The 18,904-nt window shown below is 60.3% G+C and carries 17 protein-coding genes and 1 riboswitch; of the genes, 3 read left to right on the forward strand and 14 right to left on the reverse strand.

Annotated elements, in window-relative coordinates:
- Window positions 1–129: 129 nt before the first annotated feature.
- Window positions 130–783 (reverse strand): peroxiredoxin, encoded by a 654-nt coding sequence (locus ACN0VH_RS06740; RefSeq protein ID WP_278922285.1) that lies wholly within the window; start codon window positions 781–783, stop codon window positions 130–132.
- A 275-nt stretch (window positions 784–1,058) separates the two neighbouring features.
- Here ACN0VH_RS06740 and ACN0VH_RS06745 point away from each other — a divergent pair, with 275 nt between their 5' ends.
- Entirely contained in the window at window positions 1,059–2,498 is a 1,440-nt protein-coding gene (locus ACN0VH_RS06745) for an aldehyde dehydrogenase family protein (RefSeq protein WP_278922284.1), read from the forward strand.
- A 96-nt stretch (window positions 2,499–2,594) separates the two neighbouring features.
- On the opposite strand, the gene ACN0VH_RS06750 is transcribed toward ACN0VH_RS06745, so the two are convergent.
- Window positions 2,595–3,038: a glyoxalase superfamily protein gene (locus ACN0VH_RS06750; RefSeq protein WP_278922283.1), complete on the reverse strand. Its 444-nt coding sequence runs from the start codon at window positions 3,036–3,038 to the stop codon at window positions 2,595–2,597.
- A gap of 277 nt (window positions 3,039–3,315) precedes the next feature.
- Here ACN0VH_RS06750 and ACN0VH_RS06755 point away from each other — a divergent pair, with 277 nt between their 5' ends.
- A complete protein-coding gene (locus ACN0VH_RS06755) occupies window positions 3,316–4,164 on the forward strand; it encodes an alpha-1,2-fucosyltransferase (RefSeq protein ID WP_417700067.1) in 849 nt (282 codons plus the stop codon).
- 19 nt (window positions 4,165–4,183) lie between these two features.
- Here ACN0VH_RS06755 and ACN0VH_RS06760 read toward each other — a convergent pair whose 3' ends face one another.
- The gene (locus ACN0VH_RS06760) at window positions 4,184–4,837 is read right to left on the reverse strand and encodes a pseudouridine synthase (protein WP_417700068.1); all 654 of its coding nucleotides are present in this window, start codon (window positions 4,835–4,837) and stop codon (window positions 4,184–4,186) included.
- Window positions 4,838–4,950: 113 nt separating this feature from the next.
- Here ACN0VH_RS06760 and ACN0VH_RS06765 point away from each other — a divergent pair, with 113 nt between their 5' ends.
- Window positions 4,951–5,361 carry a nuclear transport factor 2 family protein gene (locus tag ACN0VH_RS06765; protein ID WP_278922280.1) on the forward strand — a complete coding sequence of 137 codons (411 nt, stop codon included), beginning with the start codon at window positions 4,951–4,953 and terminating at the stop codon, window positions 5,359–5,361.
- Window positions 5,362–5,411: 50 nt separating this feature from the next.
- Here ACN0VH_RS06765 and rarD read toward each other — a convergent pair whose 3' ends face one another.
- From rarD to ACN0VH_RS06820, 11 genes are all read right to left on the reverse strand, one after another.
- A complete protein-coding gene (rarD, locus tag ACN0VH_RS06770) occupies window positions 5,412–6,317 on the reverse strand; it encodes an EamA family transporter RarD (RefSeq protein ID WP_278922279.1) in 906 nt (301 codons plus the stop codon).
- Between the two features lie 95 nt (window positions 6,318–6,412).
- Entirely contained in the window at window positions 6,413–6,838 is a 426-nt protein-coding gene (locus ACN0VH_RS06775; RefSeq protein ID WP_417700069.1) for a pseudoazurin, read from the reverse strand.
- A 4-nt stretch (window positions 6,839–6,842) separates the two neighbouring features.
- Window positions 6,843–7,610, reverse strand: coding sequence for an ABC transporter ATP-binding protein (locus tag ACN0VH_RS06780; protein WP_417700070.1), 768 nt, complete (start codon window positions 7,608–7,610; stop codon window positions 6,843–6,845).
- Entirely contained in the window at window positions 7,607–8,647 is a 1,041-nt protein-coding gene (locus ACN0VH_RS06785) for a FecCD family ABC transporter permease (RefSeq protein ID WP_417700072.1), read from the reverse strand. The genes ACN0VH_RS06780 and ACN0VH_RS06785 overlap by 4 nt, the downstream gene beginning before the upstream one ends.
- Entirely contained in the window at window positions 8,644–9,654 is a 1,011-nt protein-coding gene (locus ACN0VH_RS06790; protein WP_417700073.1) for an ABC transporter substrate-binding protein, read from the reverse strand. Before ACN0VH_RS06790 ends, ACN0VH_RS06785 begins: the two co-directional genes overlap by 4 nt.
- A 171-nt stretch (window positions 9,655–9,825) precedes the next feature.
- Window positions 9,826–10,021: riboswitch (cobalamin riboswitch) on the reverse strand.
- Between the two features lie 99 nt (window positions 10,022–10,120).
- The gene (metH, locus tag ACN0VH_RS06795; RefSeq protein ID WP_417700074.1) at window positions 10,121–12,847 is read right to left on the reverse strand and encodes a methionine synthase; all 2,727 of its coding nucleotides are present in this window, start codon (window positions 12,845–12,847) and stop codon (window positions 10,121–10,123) included.
- Window positions 12,844–13,890 (reverse strand): homocysteine S-methyltransferase family protein, encoded by a 1,047-nt coding sequence (locus ACN0VH_RS06800; protein WP_417700075.1) that lies wholly within the window; start codon window positions 13,888–13,890, stop codon window positions 12,844–12,846. The genes metH and ACN0VH_RS06800 overlap by 4 nt, the downstream gene beginning before the upstream one ends.
- Window positions 13,891–14,138: 248 nt before the next feature.
- On the reverse strand, window positions 14,139–15,455 hold the full coding sequence (locus tag ACN0VH_RS06805; protein WP_417700076.1) for a TRAP transporter large permease: 1,317 nt from the start codon (window positions 15,453–15,455) through the stop codon (window positions 14,139–14,141).
- Between the two features lie 11 nt (window positions 15,456–15,466).
- Window positions 15,467–15,967 (reverse strand): TRAP transporter small permease, encoded by a 501-nt coding sequence (locus ACN0VH_RS06810; protein WP_278922271.1) that lies wholly within the window; start codon window positions 15,965–15,967, stop codon window positions 15,467–15,469.
- 40 nt (window positions 15,968–16,007) lie between these two features.
- Complete coding sequence (dctP, locus tag ACN0VH_RS06815) at window positions 16,008–16,976, reverse strand: TRAP transporter substrate-binding protein DctP (protein WP_278922270.1); 969 nt, start codon at window positions 16,974–16,976, stop codon at window positions 16,008–16,010.
- A 366-nt stretch (window positions 16,977–17,342) separates the two neighbouring features.
- The gene (locus ACN0VH_RS06820) at window positions 17,343–18,899 is read right to left on the reverse strand and encodes an indolepyruvate oxidoreductase subunit beta family protein (protein WP_417700077.1); all 1,557 of its coding nucleotides are present in this window, start codon (window positions 18,897–18,899) and stop codon (window positions 17,343–17,345) included.
- Window positions 18,900–18,904: the final 5 nt, after the last annotated feature.

Below are 18,904 nucleotides of genomic sequence, written 5' to 3' on the forward strand. Positions count from 1 at the left end.
TCCGCTTCGATACGCCTAAGCGGCCTTGCAGCATCCGTCATCATGGGCCCGAGCTGACAAAACACACCGCCTGAAACGGAAAAAAGGGGCCAATGGCCCCTTTTCACGTCTTGGGAAATGTCATCAGCCTTAGCTGGGCGCTTTGGTTTTGCGCAGGTAGGGGAAGACGGTCTCGAATTCGCCAAACTTGGCTTTGGCATCCTCATTCGACACGGTGGGCGGGATGATCACATCTTCACCCGGAACCCAGTTTGCCGGGGTGGCGACACCGTTGCCGATGGACATTTGCAGCCCATCCAAGGCGCGCAGGATCTCGGCAAAGTTGCGGCCAACGGTCATCGGGTAGGTCATCGACAGCTTCAGCTGCTTGTCCGGCCCAATGATAAAGACAGACCGCACCGTGGCGCTATCAGCAGGGGTGCGGCCATCGGGCAGGTAGGCCTCGGCGGGCAGCATGTCAAAAGCCTTGGAAACGGCCAGACCTTCATCGGCGATGATCGGGAAGCCAGCGGCGGCATTGCCGTATTTCTCGATATCACCTTTCCATTTCTTGTGATCCTCAACACCATCAACAGAGACGCCGATGACCTTGGTGCCGCGCTTTGCCCATTCATCGCTCAGCTGCGCCACTGCCGAAAACTCGGTGGTGCAGACCGGGGTGAAATCCTTGGGGTGAGAAAACAAAATGGCCCAGCTGTCGCCGATCCAATCGTGGAAGCTGATCTCTCCCTGGTCGGTTTCGGCGGTGAAGTTTGGAACGACATCATTAATACGCAAACCCATAACGGTCTCCTCTTTGGTCATCATCGGGCCAGTCTTCAGCCCGGTTTCATGATGCCGCAACGTTACAGTCCAACAGAAGATTCACCACCCCAAAACACCAAAGCCAAGACTGATTGGGCCAATCCCTGCCAAACTTTGCCGTCAATCCGACTGGCACGAATAATTTGATCAAATTATTCCGCATGAGAGCTTGCCCCTCGGTAACCGGGATGACAGAGTACCGCTTGACCTCTGGCCCGCCAGCCAGAACCTGCATCGAAATGGGAGACCCGGACATGATTGAGAAACGCGACTTTTACATCAACGGTGCGTGGGTGGCCCCCGCACAGGCACATGATTTCGAAGTGATCGACCCCTCTACCGAAGAGGCCTGCGCGGTAATCTCGCTAGGCGATCAGGCCGATACCGACGCCGCCGTCGCCGCTGCCAAGGCCGCGCTGCCCGGTTGGATGGCTACCCCGGTGGCAGAGCGGATTGCCCTGGTGGAAAAACTGCTCGAGATTTATGCCAAACGCGGCGATGAAATGGCGGAAGCGATGTCTCTGGAAATGGGCGCCCCCATTTCAATGGCACGTAGCCAGCAGGTTGGCGCCGGCAGCTACCACCTGGACAACTTCATCAAAGAGGCCAAGGCCTTTGCCTTTGAAGAACCGCTTGGCGACCACGCCCCCAATGACCGCATCATCCATGAAGCGGTCGGCGTTGCAGCGCTGATCACCCCCTGGAACTGGCCAATGAATCAGGTCACCCTGAAGGTGGGTGCGGCGGCGGTTGCCGGCTGTACCATGGTGCTGAAGCCGTCTGAGCAAAGCCCGCTGAATGCAATGCTGTTTGCCGAAATGATGGACGAGGCCGGTTTCCCCAAAGGCGTCTTCAATCTGGTCAATGGTGATGGCGTTGGCGTTGGCTCACAGCTGAGCGCCCACCCCGACGTGGATATGGTGTCTTTCACCGGCTCTACCCGCGCAGGCACCGCGATTTCCAAAGCCGCCGCAGATACCCTGAAAAAGGTGCATCTGGAGCTGGGCGGCAAAGGCGCCAACCTGGTGTTTGACGATGCCGATGAAAAGGCCGTGAAACGCGGCGTGCTGAGCATGATGAACAACACCGGCCAAAGCTGCAACGCACCAAGCCGGATGTTGGTGCAAAAGGGCGTCTATGATCAGGCCGTCGCCACCGCCGCCGAAGTAGCGGCCAAGGTTTCCGTTGGCCCGTCCTCAAACGAAGGCCGCCACATCGGCCCAGTGGTCAACGAGGTGCAGTGGAACAAGATTCAAGACCTGATCCAAAAGGGCATTGATGAAGGTGCCAAGCTGGTCGCCGGCGGCACCGGACGCCCCGAAGGGCTGAACAAGGGCTTTTACGTCAAGCCCACCGTCTTTGCCGATGTGAACAACCAGATGATTGTCGCGCGCGAAGAAATCTTTGGCCCAGTGCTCAGCATCATCCCCTTTGAAACCGAAGAGGAAGCCATCGAGATCGCCAATGATACGCCCTATGGGCTTACCAACTACGTACAGACTCAGGACAGCGCCCGCGCCAACCGTTTGGCCCGTGTGCTGCGCTCTGGCATGGTTGAAATCAACGGCAAGTCCCGCAGCGCCGGCGCGCCCTTTGGTGGCATGAAACAGTCCGGCAATGGCCGCGAAGGTGGTCGCTGGGGTATCGAAGACTTTCTTGAGGTCAAATCAGTGGGCGGCTGGACGCCAGAATAAGGCCAGCGCAGCCCTGAAAACCACGCAAAGGCCGCCCAAGGGCGGCCTTTGCTGTGTTCGCACCAGCGACAATCCTGCCTGCGCCCCCCGATACCGTCAGACCTTGGCGGCCCCTTCGACCACCAGCTGCGGCACCCCATCAGAGGTCTTGAGCGTCGAACAGCCATCCCAGCCGATCACCCCCCGAACCCGTTGCCGCAATGAGGAAAAGCTCTCAAAGCGCACCACATCCACGGGGGTATCGAGATGCAGGACAACTTGGCGGCTTTCTCCGTCTCCCATCAGGGTCAGGCTGCGCACCTCGGCGGTGAAGGCCTGCCCCAGATAGCGCCCGCGCACATGATCACCGACGCGCAGCTGCAACCGGTTCCCGGCCCGCGCCTGCAGAGTATTCCAATCGCGGGCGCCGTATTGCTGCGCCACCAGTTCCAGCGATTGCGAATGGCCCAGGGCAACGCCGCTGGACTTGAGCTGCTGTCGCAGCCGCTTTGCCTGGAGCTTTAACGCATCCACAGGCGGTATATTTGAAAAATCAGTCATCTGTATCTCGTCCCATAAAGGCACGCAGGTCATGATGGGGGCCGCATTGCCATCCAGCGCGCCAGAGATATGAGCGATAGATGTGATCTTGGTCTTTAGGGTTTCACCATGGCCCCGACAGGGCTGCGGCAGGCAGGGAACCCAAACCTTGCGCCCCCTTACGGCACTCGCCCGCTTTGCGTCAAGCCCCATGCCGCCGCCCGTGCGCAGGCCAGAACTGGTCAAACCGGAAAATTCGCTCTATTCACAAGGGCGCAAAGCCAGGAAGGACCCTGTCATGATCACCGCTCGCCTACATGGCCGTCTTGGCAACCAGATGTTTCAATACGCAGCCGCCCGCGCGCTGGCGCACCGCCTGCACTGCCCCGTGGCGCTGGACAGTCGCGGTGCAGAACAGCGCGGAGAGGGGGTGCTGACACGGGTCTTTGATCTGCCCCTCACCCCGCCTAGCCCGCTGCCGCCACTGAAAAACAAGGCGCCGCTGCGCTATGCCCTGTGGCGCGGGTTGGGGCTGGCGCCAAAGTTTCGCCGCGAGCGCGGGCTGGGCTATAACCCCGCGTTTGAAAGCTGGAGCGATGACAGCTACCTGCATGGCTATTGGCAGAGCGAGCGCTACTTTGCCGGTATCGCGAACCAGATTCGCGCCGATTTCACCTTTCCCGAGGTCTCAAATACCCAGAACGCCGAGATGGCAGCACAGATCACCGACGATAACGCCATCTCACTGCATGTGCGGCGCGGCGATTATGTGGCCCTCTCGGCCCATGTGCTCTGCGATCAGGCCTATTACGAAGCGGCGCTGGCGCGCCTTCTGGACGGGCTGGCCGGTGACGATCCCACGGTCTATGTGTTTTCGGATGATCCCGACTGGGCCAAGGAAAACCTTCCGTTGCCCTGTCGCAAGGTCGTTGTCGATTTCAACGGGCCGGAGACCGATTTCGAAGACATGCGCCTGATGAGCCTGTGCAAGCACAATATCATCGGCAACAGCTCTTTTTCCTGGTGGGCCGCCTGGTTGAACCAGAACGCGCAGAAACGGGTGGCGGGGCCGGCCAACTGGTTTGGCGACCCCAAATTGCACAACCCGGATATTTTGCCGCCAGACTGGCTGAAGATCAGTACCTGACGCCCCAGCGCTGATCCGGCTAGAAATCCGCCTTGGCGCGAAACTTCATCGACAGGCTGCTATCCGGGTGCTTGATCCGTAGCTCTTCGGAATGCAGCATCATGCGATCATAGTCCAATCCCGCGCCACTGGCATAGAGCGGATCGCCCAAGATCGCATGGCCCAGCGCCAGCATATGCACCCGCAGCTGATGGGTCCGCCCGGTCTTGGGCGTCAGACGCACGCGGGTTTCGTCCTCGCCAAATTTCACCACCCGGTATTCGGTCAGGGCGGGTTTTCCGGTGTCATGGCAGACCATCTGGCGCGGCCGATTCGGCCAATCCACGATCAGCGGCAGATCCACCTCTCCGGCCCTTGGCTCTAGCCGCCCGGCAAGACGCGCCACATAGACCTTGCGCGCAGTGCGTTTTTCAAATTGCATCGACAGATGTCGCTGCGCATGCGGCGTAACGCCAAAAACCAGCACCCCCGAGGTATCGCGGTCCAGCCGATGCACCAGCAGGGCCTCGGGGAAAACCGCTTGCACCCGTGTGAGCAGGCAATCCGCAAGATGCGCGCCACGTCCAGGAACGCTGAGCAAACCAGCGGGCTTGTTGACCACCAGAATCTGGGCGTCATGATGCAGGATCTCCAGCGGGTCCTGCGGCGGGGTATAGTCACTTGAAACTGCCATGAGCGCCTGCCTACTGCGCCTTGCTGTCCGGGGCAAGTTCCCGCAACGTCGCGCTTGCCCCACAGGCCGCCAAAGGCAAGCATCGCCGCAAGCAATCCAAGGGAGAGAAGACCATGCACCCAACCATCACCCGCATGCAGGAGGTCGTCGCCAAGGGCGAGGAAGAGGCCATCGCCGAGCTGCTGGCCGAAGACGTGCGGTTTCTGCCACCAACCTATTGGAAAACCTGGACTGGACGCGCACCTGTTGCCGCGGTTCTGGGCCATGTAGGGCAGATCTTCTTGGATTTCCGCTATCGCCGCATCATGGGCGACGGTGCCGATTGGGCCTTGGAGTTCCAGTGCAAGGTCGGTGATCTGGACTGCGTCGGCGTTGACCTGATCACGCTGAATGATGCCGGGCTGATCCAGACCTTCGAGGTGGTAATGCGCCCGCATAAAACGATTGGGGCGCTCCGCGACGCGATCAATGCACGGGTCCAGACAGATGCCCGCTTTCTAGAATTCCGCAAGGCGCTCAGCTAGAACGCCCCGCCCCTGCGGCCTGGCCCAAAGCGGGCTTGGCCAGGGTGGCCTCAGGCGAGGGTCTTTGCCGGGCTGCGCCAGTTGCGGATCAATGGGATCGAATAGATCACCAAGGCCGCCCAGATCATCGGGAAGGCAATCATCCGGGCGCGGCCGAATTCCTCTCCGAACACAAAAACCGCGATCAAGAAGATCATGGTTGGCGCGATATATTGTAAAATCCCAATGGTCGAAAGCCGCAGCAATTTCGCGCCATTGGCATAGACGATCAGCGGCACCGCCGTCACCAAGCCACAGCCCATCAGCAGCCAGACATCAACGCCCTGAAAATGCGTTGTCCCAGTGACAGAAGCATAGACCAGATAGCCCAGCGCAGGCGGTGTCAGGATCAGCACCTCCAGCATAAAGCCCTGATTGGGGCCAACCGGCAGCCGCTTTTTGAAAAAGGCATAAAACCCCCAGCTGAGCGTCAGCCCAATGGCCGCCAGCGGCACGCGCCCGGCCTCAAGCGTCAACACCAGAACCCCGGCCGCCGCCAGGGCAATAGCCGCCAGCTGGGTGCGGCTCAGCTTCTCGCGCAGCAAGACCGCGCCCAGGGCAATACTGAACAGCGGGTTGATGTAATAGCCCAATGCGGCATCCAGCGCCTGCCCAGCCGAAATGGACCAGACATAGATCCCCCAGTTGATGGAAATCAGCGCCGCCGTCACGCAGGCCATCCCAAGGGTATGCGGACTGGTCAGCGCCGTGCGCAGATCACGGGTACGCCCCAGAAAGACCAGCAGGACCCCGGCCACCGGCACCGACCAAAGCACCCGATGCGCCACCACCTCGGCCGCAGGCACATGATCCAACAGCTTCATATACAGCGGCAAAAAACCCCACAGCAAATAGGCCGTAATGGCAAAGGCCAACCCCTGAGGGGTATCAACATTCTCGCGCGCATTCTGGGTCATCTGTGCCTCCTGTGACACGCCTTTATCGCAGCTCATTCAGAAAGAAGAAGCACAGATTATGTGATCCCGCCATCACAGATCGTGATGTGCGATCATTAGGGTTTTGCCGCAAGGATGGCATCGAAACGATCTTGCGCCCGGCGCGGAAGATCGGCGGGAAATGTTGTTTCTGGGCTGTTGCCAACTTCGATCAGCATCACCATGCCCATGGCGAAATGCGGCGAGCATTTGATTCCGTAGCGCCCCGGTACCGTCAGTGTAACCGTGTAATCTTCATTGATCTGGCTCTTGAACGGTGCGGCACCTTCGGGCGTCATGCCGTCGATGGTCGCAGCATTGTGGCCCGGTTGCACCGGGATGAAACGCACTTCGTCGCCGGGGGCGATCCGCAGAAAATCCGGTTCATAGATCATCGGGCCGCTTGCGTTGCGCGTATACATCTGCACCTCATGCGTCTCGGCCCAGGCAGGCCGGGCGGTCAGGGCCGTCAGGACACTCAGCAGCAGTACAATGGGTTTCATCTGTTCACTCCTCAAGACATTGAAAACGAAAGACCGTTGCGCCGTCGGCGGGGTCGCGCAGCCGGGTGGCCCGCACGCGAAAGATTGATGCAAGCCGCGCAGGGGTCAGCACATCCTCGGGCGGGCCGCAGGCGACCATCCGCCCCGCTTCCATCACGCCAAGGCGATCGCATCTCATTGCCTGATTAAGATCATGCAGCGCCATGACAACCGTCACCGGCAAATCGCCCACCAACCGCAACAGCGACAGCTGGTGGTGGATATCCAGGTGGTTGGTCGGCTCGTCCAGCATCAAGAGACGCGGCCGCTGCGCCAATGCCCGCGCGATCTGGACGCGCTGGCGCTCACCGCCCGAAAGCGTTGCCCAGCTGTGCCCCGCCATATCGGCCATGTCCACGGCCGCCAGAGATTCTGCAACGATGACCCGATCCTGCGCACTAAAAGGCGCCAGCGCCGAGAGCCAGGGCGTGCGGCCAAGCTCGACCACATCGCGCACCGAAAGCGCCTCGGAGGTTTCGGCAATCTGTTCCACAACTGCAATCTGCTGGGCAATGTCGCGCCTGCCAAGGCTGGTCAGGGGATCGCCGTCCAGCAAAACAACACCAAATGGCCGCGCCAGAAGCCCCGCCAAAAGACGTAAGAGCGTAGACTTGCCAGAGCCGTTTGGGCCGATCAGGCCGAATGTCTCGCCCGGGGCAATCTCAAGCGAGACCTCTTGAACAATGCGCCGCGATCCCGCCGCCCAGCCGAGGGATTTTGCTGCCAGTCTCACAGCCGCCTCCGGCTGTGTACAAGAATCAGCGCAAAGCCCGGCGCGCCGACCAGCGCTGTGACCACGCCGATCGGGACAACCTGACCGGGGATCAGCATCCGCGAGGCGATATCCGCCGCAATCAGAAAGACAGCCCCCGCAAGCGCCGAGGCGGGCACCAGCCGCGCGTGTCTCGGACCGACGACAAACCGCATGGCATGCGGGATGACAAGGCCGACGAATCCGATGGATCCAACCAGGCTGACCATGGTCGCAGTCATCAGCGTCACCACACCGATCAGCACAATCTGAACCCGGCGAACCGGCACGCCAAGCGATGCCGCTGAAGAAACACCGAAGGAAAACGCATCCATCGCGCGTGCAAACCACAGGCAGATCAGAAAGCCGATCATCGCGACGGGCGCCGCCAGCATGACATCCGGCCATCGTACGCCGGACAGATTGCCCAGCAGCCAGAACATGATGCCGCGCGCCTGTTCCGCATTCGCCGACTTGGCGATAAGAAAGGAGGTCAACGCGTTGAAAAGCTGCGAACCGGCGATGCCCGCAAGCACAAGCTGCGCCGAGCCGCCACCCGCGGCCCGCGCCAGCGCCGCCACCACGACAAATGACAGGGTCGCACCGATAAAGGCCCCGCCCGAAATCCCGAGCAACCCGCCACCGACGCCAAGGATCGTCACGGCCACGGCGCCCGCTCCGGCCCCCGCAGAGACGCCCAAAAGATAGGGATCCGCCAAGGCATTGCGCACCAAAGCCTGTAGAACAACGCCCGATAGGGCAAGACCCGCGCCACAGCCCGCAGCGACCAGGGTGCGCGGCAGCCGGTAGCTCCAGATTATGCCAGCGTCGATCGGATCAAGGATCAAACCCGCATCCCAAAGACGGTTTGCAAAGACCGCCGCCACCGTCGAAAGCGGCAGCGGCGTTTCACCAATGACAACCCCAGCCAGGATTGCCAGGATCAATACGGCTGGCCCCTGTGCAATCCACAGCCCAAACGAGCGCCGAAAAACGCCTGGAGCAGCCGCATCCGTCATTGCAGATCGAACTTCGGCAGGGCCTCGGCCAGCGTTTCAAGCGCCGTGATATTGCGGATTGATGGATCCATAGAATGCGCATTCAGGATCACGATGCGGTCATTCTTTACAGCATCCATCTGGCTGGTCACCGGGTCTGTTCTAAGAAATTCCAGCTTTTTCTCGACATCATCCGCCGCAAAGCGGCGCCTGTCCATCTTGGCCACCACGATGACTGACGGATTCGCGCGGGCGATGGTTTCCCAGCCGACAACCGGCCATTCCTCGTCGCTTTCCACGACATTACGCAGCCCGAGCTTGTCCATCATATAACCCGGAGGCCCCTTGCGCCCGGCAACGTAGGGGTCAATGTCCATCTCGGCCGACGAGAACCAGAAAACAGCCGAGGCATCTTGCAGATCCAACTCAGCCGCCTTTGCAATGGCCGCAGCTTCGCGGGCCTTCAGATCCGCCAGCAAGGCGTCGCCTTTGTCAGACACATCGAAGATCTGCGCAAGCTGGGTGACGCCTGCATAAATGCTGGCCATCTCAAACATGGCAGAGCGGGTTCCGTCCGATCCGGTGCTGTTGTCCTTGGCCCAGCAATCGGCGGGCAGAACAAAGGTCGGGATGCCAAGATCCGAGAATTGTTCGCGGGTGGCAACGATGCCCTGCGGGCCGATATGCCATTCATATTGCACCGCAACGATATCCGGGCGCTTGTCGACCACGGATTCGAAGCTGGGATCATTGTCCGCCAGCCGTTCGACACCCGCATTCAATTCAGAAAATTCAGGCAACACCTCGGTAAACCAGACCGATGTTCCCGCGACCTTGTCGCCAAGTCCAAGCGAATACAAAAGCTCGGTTCCGGCCTGACCGACCGTAACCGCAGTCTTGGGGGCTGCATCGAAGGTGACCTCGACACCGCAATTTTCAATCGTCAAAGGATAGGTCGTCTGGGCCTGCGCCATCGGCACAAAACTGGCCACGCCCAGCAGAGCCGCCGTCAGAAATCGGGAATACATTGATTGTCTCCAGGGGATGATGCGACCAGAAACAAAGAGGGAATAGCGAACCCGTGGCTGACGAATACGGCACCCGAAAGGGGCGACGCATAGGTACTGGCGATGGCAGGTGCCTTTGGGCACCGCAGGATTAATCTCATTCGACACCTCCCCGGACTCCCCGCCCGGGCCGCGTTGCATTCAGCGTCGGCAGGTCTCCTGACTTGCGAGTCATCACAGCAGCGGCCTTCCCATGGCACGGTGGCCACAGTGGCATGATCGCTGCACGCTCATCGCCTACAGTTGCGGGGGCAGTTCCGGTTCACCGGCAAGCCGGTGGCGGATTCCCTTTTGATTCCTCATGGAAACCGACAGGTTGTGTTCTAGTAAGCAATTTCCCCTGTTGCAACGACTATTCTGTTGCGGAACCCTGCCGCCTTTGCCCGCCGTGCTACGGCTGTAAAATGCGCAACCCGGCACTGCCCCCCTATTCCGCTGCGACCACCGAAATGCCGGTTGGGGTGTAGTTCAGCACCGGGGCCAACCAGCGTTCGGCCTCTTCCAGCGTCATGCCCTTGCGGGTCGCATAATCCTGCACCTGATCCCGCTCAACCTTGGCGACGCCAAAGTAATAGCTGTCGGGGTGGGCGATATAGAGGCCAGACACCGATGATCCGGGCCACATCGCCATGCTTTCGGTCAGCTCCACCCCGGTGGCGGCTTCGGCGTCCAGCAGGCTGAAAAGCGTACGCTTTTCGGTATGGTCGGGCTGGGCAGGATAGCCGGGGGCAGGGCGAATGCCGCGATAGGGTTCGCCCACCAGGTCAGCAGGGGCAAAGGTTTCATCGGGGGCATAAGGCCAGAGCTCGCGGCGCACACGCTGGTGCAACATCTCGGCCATTGCCTCGGCGTAGCGGTCGGCCAGCGCCTTGACCAGGATCGAGGAGTAGTTGTCATTTGCCTTGTCGAACCGCTCGGCAATCGCCTTTTCCTCTGGGCCGGCGGTAACAACAAAGCCGCCGATATAATCGTCAACGCCCTTGGGCGCGACAAAATCGGCCAGCGCCACGTTGGGCCGCCCCGGCCGCTTGGCATGTTGCTGGCGCAAGGTGTGTAGCGTGGCAAGCGGCACCTGCCGACCGCCATCCTTGAACAGGTGGATGTCATCGCCTTCAGCATTTGCGGGCCAGAAACCGACAACAGCGCGCGGGCCAAACCAGCGTTCGTCAATGATCCGTTTCAGCATCGCCTGCGCATCCGCGAACAACGCACGGGCGGCTGCGCCCTGTTTGTCGTCCTGCAGTATCTTGGGGTAAACCCCCTTCAGCTCCCATGTGCGAAAGAATGGCGTCCAGTCGATATACTCGGCGATTTCCGCCAGATCCCAATCATCGATCACCCGCGTGCCCAGACATTCGGGGCGGGCAACACTGTAGCCCTGCCAGTCAATTGTCATCGCATTGGCCCGCGCCTCGGGCAGCGGCACCCGTTTCTTGGCGCGCTCGGCGCGTTCGTGGCGCTCGGTCACTTCGATATATTCAGCTTTGATCCCATTGACATAGGCCGATTTGCGATCATCGCTCAGCAATTGGCTGACCACCCCCACCGCGCGGCTGGCATCCAGTACATAGATCGCCTGGCTGCCTGTGTAGCGCGGCGCAATCTTGACGGCGGTATGCACCTTGGAGGTGGTCGCGCCACCAATCAGCAGCGGGATATCGAAGCCCTCGCGCTCCATCTCGGCGGCCAGATGGGTCATTTCATCAAGGCTGGGGGTGATCAGACCCGACAGGCCGATCACATCAACGTTTTCCGCACGTGCAGTTTCAAGAATTTTCTGCGGCGGTACCATCACGCCCAGATCGATGATCTCGTAATTGTTGCAGGCCAGAACCACGCCGACGATATTCTTGCCGATGTCATGCACATCGCCCTTTACGGTTGCCATCAGAACCTTGCCGGCACTTTCGCGCCCTTCGCCGCCTGACAGGCGCTTTTCTTCTTCCATGTAGGGCAACAGGATCGCCACCGCCTGTTTCATCACACGCGCCGATTTCACCACCTGCGGCAGGAACATCTTACCGGCGCCAAAAAGATCGCCCACCACATTCATCCCCGCCATTAGCGGGCCTTCGATCACGTGAAGTGGGCGTTCGGCGGATTGGCGCGCCTCTTCGGTATCGGCCTCGATGAATTCAGTGATGCCGTTGACCAGCGCATGCTCCATGCGCTTTTCCACGCTCCAGTCACGCCAAGCCAGATCGCGGGTCTTTTCCTCGCGCAGGCCGCCGCGAAACCGCTCGGCAATGTCCAGCATCCGCTCGGTTGCGCTGCCCCCGGCTTTTGGACGGCGGTTCAAAACCACATCCTCGCAGGCCTCGCGCAGTTCCGGATCGATCTGGTCATAGACCGCCAATTGCCCGGCGTTGACGATGCCCATATCCATCCCCGCCTGAATGGCGTGATAGAGAAACACGGCATGCATCGCTTCCCGCACCGGTTCGTTCCCGCGAAAACTGAATGACAGGTTCGACACCCCACCCGAAACATGGGCATGCGGAAGGTTTGCCCGGATCCAGCGGGTCGCCTCGATGAAATCGACGCCGTAGTTGTCATGCTCTTCAATCCCCGTCGCCACCGCGAATACGTTGGGATCAAAGATAATGTCTTCGGGCGGAAAGCCGACCTCATCCACGAGGATGCGATAGGCACGCGCGCAAATCTCGGTCTTGCGGGCACAGGTATCGGCCTGCCCCTCTTCGTCAAAGGCCATGACCACAACTGCCGCGCCATAGGCAAGGCAGAGCTGCGCCTGATGGCGGAACTGGTCTTCGCCCTCTTTCATAGAAATGGAATTGACGATGGATTTGCCCTGTACGCATTGCAGCCCCGCCTCGATCACCTCCCATTTAGAGCTGTCGATCATCACCGGCACGCGGGCGATATCGGGCTCGGACGCGACGAGGTTCAGAAAGTCCACCATCGCCTGCTTGCTGTCGATCAGCCCCTCATCCATGTTGATGTCGATGATCTGCGCGCCGTTTTCCACCTGATCGCGTGCCACGTCCAATGCGGCGGCATAGTCATGGTTGGTGATCAGCTTGCGAAAACGGGCAGAGCCGGTGACATTGGTGCGCTCGCCCACGTTGACGAAGGGGATATCGGGCGTCAGAACAAATGGTTCCAGCCCGGAAAGGCGCAAATACCGGCTCATGCTGCGACCTCGCTTGGCAAGCGGCGCGGCGCAAAAGGCGCCACCGCCTCGGCAATGGCCGCGATATGGTCGGGCGTGGTGCCGCAGCAGCCGCCAACCACGTTCACCAGCGCTTCGGCCGCAAACTGCGCCACTTGGCGCGCGGTATCGTCCGGGCCTTCGTCGTATTGGCCAAAGGCATTGGGCAGGCCCGCATTGGGGTAGGCGCAGATCAGCGTGTCGGCGACGCCCGCAAGCTCGGCCAGATGCGGACGCATCGCGGCGGCCCCAAGGGCGCAGTTCAACCCCACGCTAAAGGGGCGCGCATGGGCCACCGAATGCCAAAAGGCCGTCGGAGTCTGCCCAGACAGCGTGCGCCCCGAGGCATCGGTGATCGTGCCCGAAATCATCAGAGGCAATTGTGCGCCATGTTTTTCAAACGCCTCATAACATGCAAAAATTGCAGCCTTGGCGTTCAGCGTGTCAAAGATCGTCTCGATCAGAATAAGGTCAGCGCCGCCAGCGATCAGCCCGTTCACCTGCTGGCCATAGGCAATGCGCAGGTCATCAAAGGTCACAGCGCGATAGCCGGGATCGTTCACATCGGGGCTAAGCGAAGCGGTACGGTTCGTCGGCCCAACTGCCCCGGCAACAAACCGCGGCTTGCCGTCGATCGCCGTGGCGCGGTCCATCGCGCGGCGGGCGATGCGCGCGCCTTCGGCGTTCAGATCATGCACCGCGTCCTCCATCCCGTAATCAGCCTGCGCGATCGTCGTGGCAGAAAAGGTGTTGGTCTCGACAATATCGGCACCTGCCATGGCAAAGTCGAAATGGATCTCCTCGACCGCCTTGGGCTGGGTCAGGATCAACATATCGTTGTTGCCCTTTTGCGGATGATCCGAATGGTGGCGGCAGGCATGGCCAGACCCGTGGCCGGCGTAGTCTTCCTCGCTCAGGCCAAGTGTCTGGATCTGGGTACCCATGGCCCCGTCAAGAATTAGGATTCTCTCGCGGGTTAAGGCCGCAAGCTGGTGAAATGTGTCGGTTTTGTTCTGTACTGGCATTCCGCACTTATGGCGCATCGCTCCACTAGATAAAAATTCATAATATGACGAAAGATTATGAATTTTACACATGTTCACCAGGTGCAGCGGCGATGCAAACTCCCTGCATCTGCCTGCCCGTAAACCAGCACCATAGGGGGGAAGGGGCCGCCACTTTTGAATGACACCTCAGGCCCAGACGCGCGCGGGGCCAGGGACAGCCCCGTCCCCAGCCCCTGGCAGGTTTTGCGATAGCGCCCCTGCCCGCCTCAGTTTTCGATAAGGCCGGGCAACCAGGTCCCGATGCCGGGTTGCCAGACAATCAACGCCAGCACGGCCAGCTTGATCACCAAAAATGGCGTCACGGCCGCATAGATATGCTTCATCCCGATGCCCTCTGGCGCGACCCCCCGCATGACAAACAACAACAGGCCAAAAGGCGGAGTCAGCAGTCCGATTTCCATGGTCAACAGATAGACCACGCCCAGAACCAGCTCGTTTATGCCCAGATGCGCCGCCAGCGGTACAAACACCGGCACGGTGACCATCAGCATCGACACCTGATCCACAAAGCATCCCAAGAACAACAGGATCAGGATCATCCCCACCAGAACCATTGTTGGGGTCGGGTCCACCGCATTGATTGCTGCAATCAACCCATTGGTTGCGCCGCTGAAAGACAAGACCTGGGCAAAGGTCTGGCTGGCGGCCATGATGAACAGGATCATCACCGACAGCTTGACCGTCTCCATCAGTGCCTTGGCGATCTTGGTCAGCGACAGGGCCCGGTAGGCGGCCCCGATAACAAGCGCGGCAAGACAGCCAAGAGCGGCGGATTCGGTCGGTGTGGCAAACCCCATCAGCAGGCTTCCGATCACCACCGCAAACAGCACCGACAACGGCGCGACATAGATCATGAAGGGGCGCCAGCGCTCTGCCAATGTCATCTCAGGCAGATCATCAGGCGGGGCGACGCTGGGGTCCAGAATGCTGCGCCCGATGATGTAGACGACAAAGGCACCCGCCAGCATCAGTGCAGGGATCACGCCCGCGATCAGCAGGCCCGAGATGGAGATGCCCGCAAGGCTGCCGACCAGAACCGCCAGCGCCGACGGCGGGATCAGCATTGCGATCGCGCCCGAGGCCATGATCGGCCCCATGGCCATGGTCGGGTGATATCCGCGCTGCAACATGCCCGGCATCAGTGTGGAGCCCAGCATAGCGGTATTGGCAATGGTGGAGCCGGACAGGGCGGCAAAGATCGTGCCGCCAAAGACGGTGACCACCGACAGACGGCCGGGCACCCGCGTCACCACGCGTTCGATCGCGTCAATGGCCCGATGGGCAATACCTGTCTGAAACAGAATTTCCCCCATCAATATGAACAGGGGTATCGGTGCCATTTGGAAATTGGCCACCGATTGGGTGGCATTTCGCGCCAATTGCAGCAGGCCGCGATCCCCGCCCAGAATCTCGAAAGCGCCGATCATGGTGACGGTGATAAAGGCAAAGGCGACCGGAAGGCCGATCAGCAAAAGCATCGCCAGACCGCCCAGCATCAGCGTGAGCGTGAGAATCCAATCCATGGAAATTCCTTTCAGAGGCCAGTCAGCGGCGCGGATTGCGGCGAGGGGCGGAAAATCTTGCGCAGGAACTCGATCATGCACAGAAGCATCGACAGTGGCAGGACGGTCAGCGCCCACCATTCGGGAAAGGTGAAGGCAGTGCGCACCATCGATCCGCGCGCATAGGACTGGATCAAGGCTTGCAACCCGGCCCATCCCAGCACCGCACAGGTGACGGCACCCAACAGGCAGGTCAGCACGGCGGCAACACGTGCGCCGCGCGGTGGCAATCCGCGGGTCACCAGATCCACCTGCACATGGGCATCCAGATGTAACACCCAGGGCGCGCCAAGAAAGGCAACCACCATCAGACCGTATTCGATCACATCAAGCGCCCCGTAGATGACGGGCAGACCAAGGTTGCGCAAAAAGACATTGAGCGGAATCACCAGCGTGATCGCCGCAAGGATGGCGGCGGCAAACACGGCAAGGCCAGTGGTCAGCGCGCCGAAATAGCGATTGAAGTTCAACATGGGAACAACGGTGGAGCGGCACCAGGCCGCCCCAGCCACCTTACTTTGTCAGACAGGATTGCAGTTTCGCGCCAAGATCGGCGTCGATTTCCATCACTTCGCCCCAGCCTTCGGATTGCGCGGTTGTGGCCCACAAATCCTTATCAGCACCCGCAAAGGAAATGGTTTCGATCCCCGCCTCGGCCTGGGCCTGGGCTTCGGCCTGATTGCGCGCGATATTCTCGGCGTTCTGCGCCTCGATCCAGGCGGCACCCTTTTGCAGCAGCGCCTGCTGATCTGCGCTCAGGTCGTTCCAGCTGTCCATGTTGACCAGGAAATTCACATCCACCTGGTAGAAGCCGGGGTCGACCCGATAGGCGGTCTGCTCATGCCAGCCCAGATCCAGAACCCCCTGGCTGGGCCAGCCATAGCCATCAATCGCCCCACGTTCGAGCGCGGTATAAACCTCGCCCGGAGCGGTCCGCACAAGCGTTGCCCCCAGCTTTTCGAACATGGCGCGATAGACTGGCGTGGTGCGGATAGTCAGACCGGTCAGGTCCGGGCCCTCCAGTGGTTTTGCCAGATACAGATGGTAGTTCATGTTATCACCCACGCGGGCGAGGTATTTCACGTTCATCTGTTGCTGGTGAATACCATCGATCAGCTCATAACAACCATTGGCGCGTTGCTCCTGAATGGTGTTCTGCGCCAGATGCAGCGCGTCACCGGTTGGCAGCAGGTTTGGATAATAGGCCGTAGTGTTATTTGCGATATCCACGATGCCAGCCTGAACTGCGTTGCCCAGTTCAAACGGCGGAACGGCCTCGGGGCCACCCAGAAGATCAATCTGAACCAGGCCCTCTCCGTTTTCATTGACCCAGCCAACGAAGGCTTCGAAGTCACGGGAAAACGTTGTGCCAGTGGCAAAGGCCGTGACGGCCTTTAACGTGACTTCCTCAGCCTGAACCGAGACGGCGGTGAGGGCTGAAGCGCCAAAAATTGCGGCTGTGGCGAATGATCTGATGGTCATATTCGGTCTCCCTGGGTGTGTGTTCTGGGGCGGATGGGGGCGGTTTTCTGCCTCTTGTTGATCCGTTTCCATTGTGAAAGCCTAGAGGCAGGACTGGTAATCTTCAAGCATGAAGTTTTATACATGAAGCAAAAAATTTCCTCGTATTTGCAATAGGATAGATATCCAAATCTCCAGGTCTCCATGATCTCGTGCATGCAGGCATCCAGCCCGCGCAGAGGTACTGCCGAGGTGTTGTTTCAGTCTGGCAATCTGGCCCAACCTAACGGCCGGACCGAATCTATTTTCAGGTCTTGGCCCGGCCAGGCTGGCCGATCCAGACGCCGTCGCGGAAAGGCCCGTCAGTCGTGATACAAATGGTGCCCGTCATGCGGTCTCTCCGGCGAAACTGCGAACCGTGGCCAGCGCTCCGTCCAGTTGCGCACCGGACTCATCCGCCAAAGCGGCAGTACGCAGGCGTCGCATCCAGTCGGCCGCATCGGGGCGCCCCTGCAGAATGGGCAGTGCCTGCATGATTCGGGCGAATTTTGAATGCCCGCGCACATGGGTGTCGGAATAGCCCTTGATCAGCCGATAGTTGGCCAGCAGTTCGGCAGCCAGCGCACGATCCTTGCGCGCCACATCTGTCACCGTGGCAAACCATCCGTCGACATGCGCCATCTCCGTGTCATGCCGCAACAATGCCCGGCGCCAAGGGCGCAGGGCCGAGACAGCCCAGAGCATCAGGAACCCGCGCAACCGGTCGGTTCTGATCCGGCGCCCCTTGTCCAGGTGCCGGGTGTAGAAGGCATCGAGACGTTGCGATTTTTGCAGGCGTTTGCCCAGCCACCTGGGCAATGTGGTGGTGAATTCTTCAAACCGCGGATGGAAATACTCGGTCACCATCAGCACCTGATCGTCACCAACAACAACCTCGTCGCGCACACGGCTCATGCGGCTGGCGCGGGTCTTGATGTCGGCGACCCGCAGAATGTCGTCATAGCACAGCGCCCGCGCGCAGTACTTGGCAGCCGCAACCGTCATTGCAAACGGTGCGCTATCCATCGTGGCCAGGCTTTCGACCATGTCCAGATACTGCGTCCCATAGGCGAGATCCTGATAGTCCACCACCTTTTTCAGGCCCAGCGCAGCCATGTCCTGTACCGGCGCGGGCAAGGCAGCAAGACGCGCTTGCAACTGCCCCCACTGCGCCTGATGGCGGGCTGGCACATGCAGCGTTTCAATCTGCTTTTTCACGACTTCCGGCTGCGGTGGTTGCCGTTTGCCGGTGGCACAATCAAAGGCATCGTTAAAGGCCCGCAGCGAGGCCTCGACACCGCGACCAGAAGCCCGGATCACGTCTTCATAGCTTTGCTTGGGAAAGGGCAGCGCGCCAGACCCGGCGAGCCCACCCAGCAGAGAGGAAGAGATCATCGACCCGGCGGATTTTGCAAGCGCCTCCATGTCGAAGGCCACGGTATGATCGGCGGCGATGCCCATGGCTTCCATCACCTTGTGACCATCGGCACGCCCGTCTCCGGGAACCGTTTTTTCCGCAACCGCAGGAATGCGATGGGTCGAAGCGATCAGGGTGGTGCGCCCCGGCGTCACAAAGCCACGCATGATGGCGCGACCGCCTTCCATCAGTTCGGATGCGATCAGGATATCCACGTCACCTTCAGCGGGCGATAGCGCAAAGACCGGCATACGGCCGGTGTCGCGACACATTTCAACGTAATAGATCGTGGCCCCCGTCCGCTGCGCCACCCCCGCAACCGAGGTGGACTGCGCACGATAACCGTTGGCCTCTGCCACGGCGGTGATCCAGTTCGTCAGGACGCCACCGCCCTGGCCGCCCACGGCAAGCGCAGCCAGCGTGATGATCTTTTCACCATCCGAACTGGGCGAACGGCGGGCGGCAATCGAGGTGTCTTGAATGTTCATCTCGT

This window comes from Pseudophaeobacter sp., assembly GCF_048267565.1.
Taxonomy (GTDB): domain Bacteria; phylum Pseudomonadota; class Alphaproteobacteria; order Rhodobacterales; family Rhodobacteraceae; genus Pseudophaeobacter; species Pseudophaeobacter profundi.

Excerpts from the sequence above, each read along its gene's own strand:
- ACN0VH_RS06755 (WP_417700067.1), top strand. The coding sequence starts at position 3,316 with ATGATCACCGCTCGCCTACATGGCCGTCTTGGCAACCAGATGTTTCAA.
- ACN0VH_RS06760 (WP_417700068.1), bottom strand. The coding sequence starts at position 4,837 with ATGGCAGTTTCAAGTGACTATACCCCGCCGCAGGACCCGCTGGAGATC.
- ACN0VH_RS06765 (WP_278922280.1), top strand. The coding sequence starts at position 4,951 with ATGCACCCAACCATCACCCGCATGCAGGAGGTCGTCGCCAAGGGCGAG.
- ACN0VH_RS06775 (WP_417700069.1), bottom strand. The coding sequence starts at position 6,838 with ATGAAACCCATTGTACTGCTGCTGAGTGTCCTGACGGCCCTGACCGCC.
- ACN0VH_RS06745 (WP_278922284.1), top strand. The coding sequence starts at position 1,059 with ATGATTGAGAAACGCGACTTTTACATCAACGGTGCGTGGGTGGCCCCC.
- ACN0VH_RS06820 (WP_417700077.1), bottom strand. The coding sequence starts at position 18,899 with ATGAACATTCAAGACACCTCGATTGCCGCCCGCCGTTCGCCCAGTTCG.
- ACN0VH_RS06740 (WP_278922285.1), bottom strand. The coding sequence starts at position 783 with ATGGGTTTGCGTATTAATGATGTCGTTCCAAACTTCACCGCCGAAACC.
- rarD (WP_278922279.1), bottom strand. The coding sequence starts at position 6,317 with ATGACCCAGAATGCGCGCGAGAATGTTGATACCCCTCAGGGGTTGGCC.
- ACN0VH_RS06800 (WP_417700075.1), bottom strand. The coding sequence starts at position 13,890 with ATGCCAGTACAGAACAAAACCGACACATTTCACCAGCTTGCGGCCTTA.
- metH (WP_417700074.1), bottom strand. The coding sequence starts at position 12,847 with ATGAGCCGGTATTTGCGCCTTTCCGGGCTGGAACCATTTGTTCTGACG.
- dctP (WP_278922270.1), bottom strand. The coding sequence starts at position 16,976 with ATGACCATCAGATCATTCGCCACAGCCGCAATTTTTGGCGCTTCAGCC.
- ACN0VH_RS06790 (WP_417700073.1), bottom strand. The coding sequence starts at position 9,654 with ATGTATTCCCGATTTCTGACGGCGGCTCTGCTGGGCGTGGCCAGTTTT.
- ACN0VH_RS06810 (WP_278922271.1), bottom strand. The coding sequence starts at position 15,967 with ATGTTGAACTTCAATCGCTATTTCGGCGCGCTGACCACTGGCCTTGCC.
- ACN0VH_RS06785 (WP_417700072.1), bottom strand. The coding sequence starts at position 8,647 with ATGACGGATGCGGCTGCTCCAGGCGTTTTTCGGCGCTCGTTTGGGCTG.
- ACN0VH_RS06750 (WP_278922283.1), bottom strand. The coding sequence starts at position 3,038 with ATGACTGATTTTTCAAATATACCGCCTGTGGATGCGTTAAAGCTCCAG.
- ACN0VH_RS06805 (WP_417700076.1), bottom strand. The coding sequence starts at position 15,455 with ATGGATTGGATTCTCACGCTCACGCTGATGCTGGGCGGTCTGGCGATG.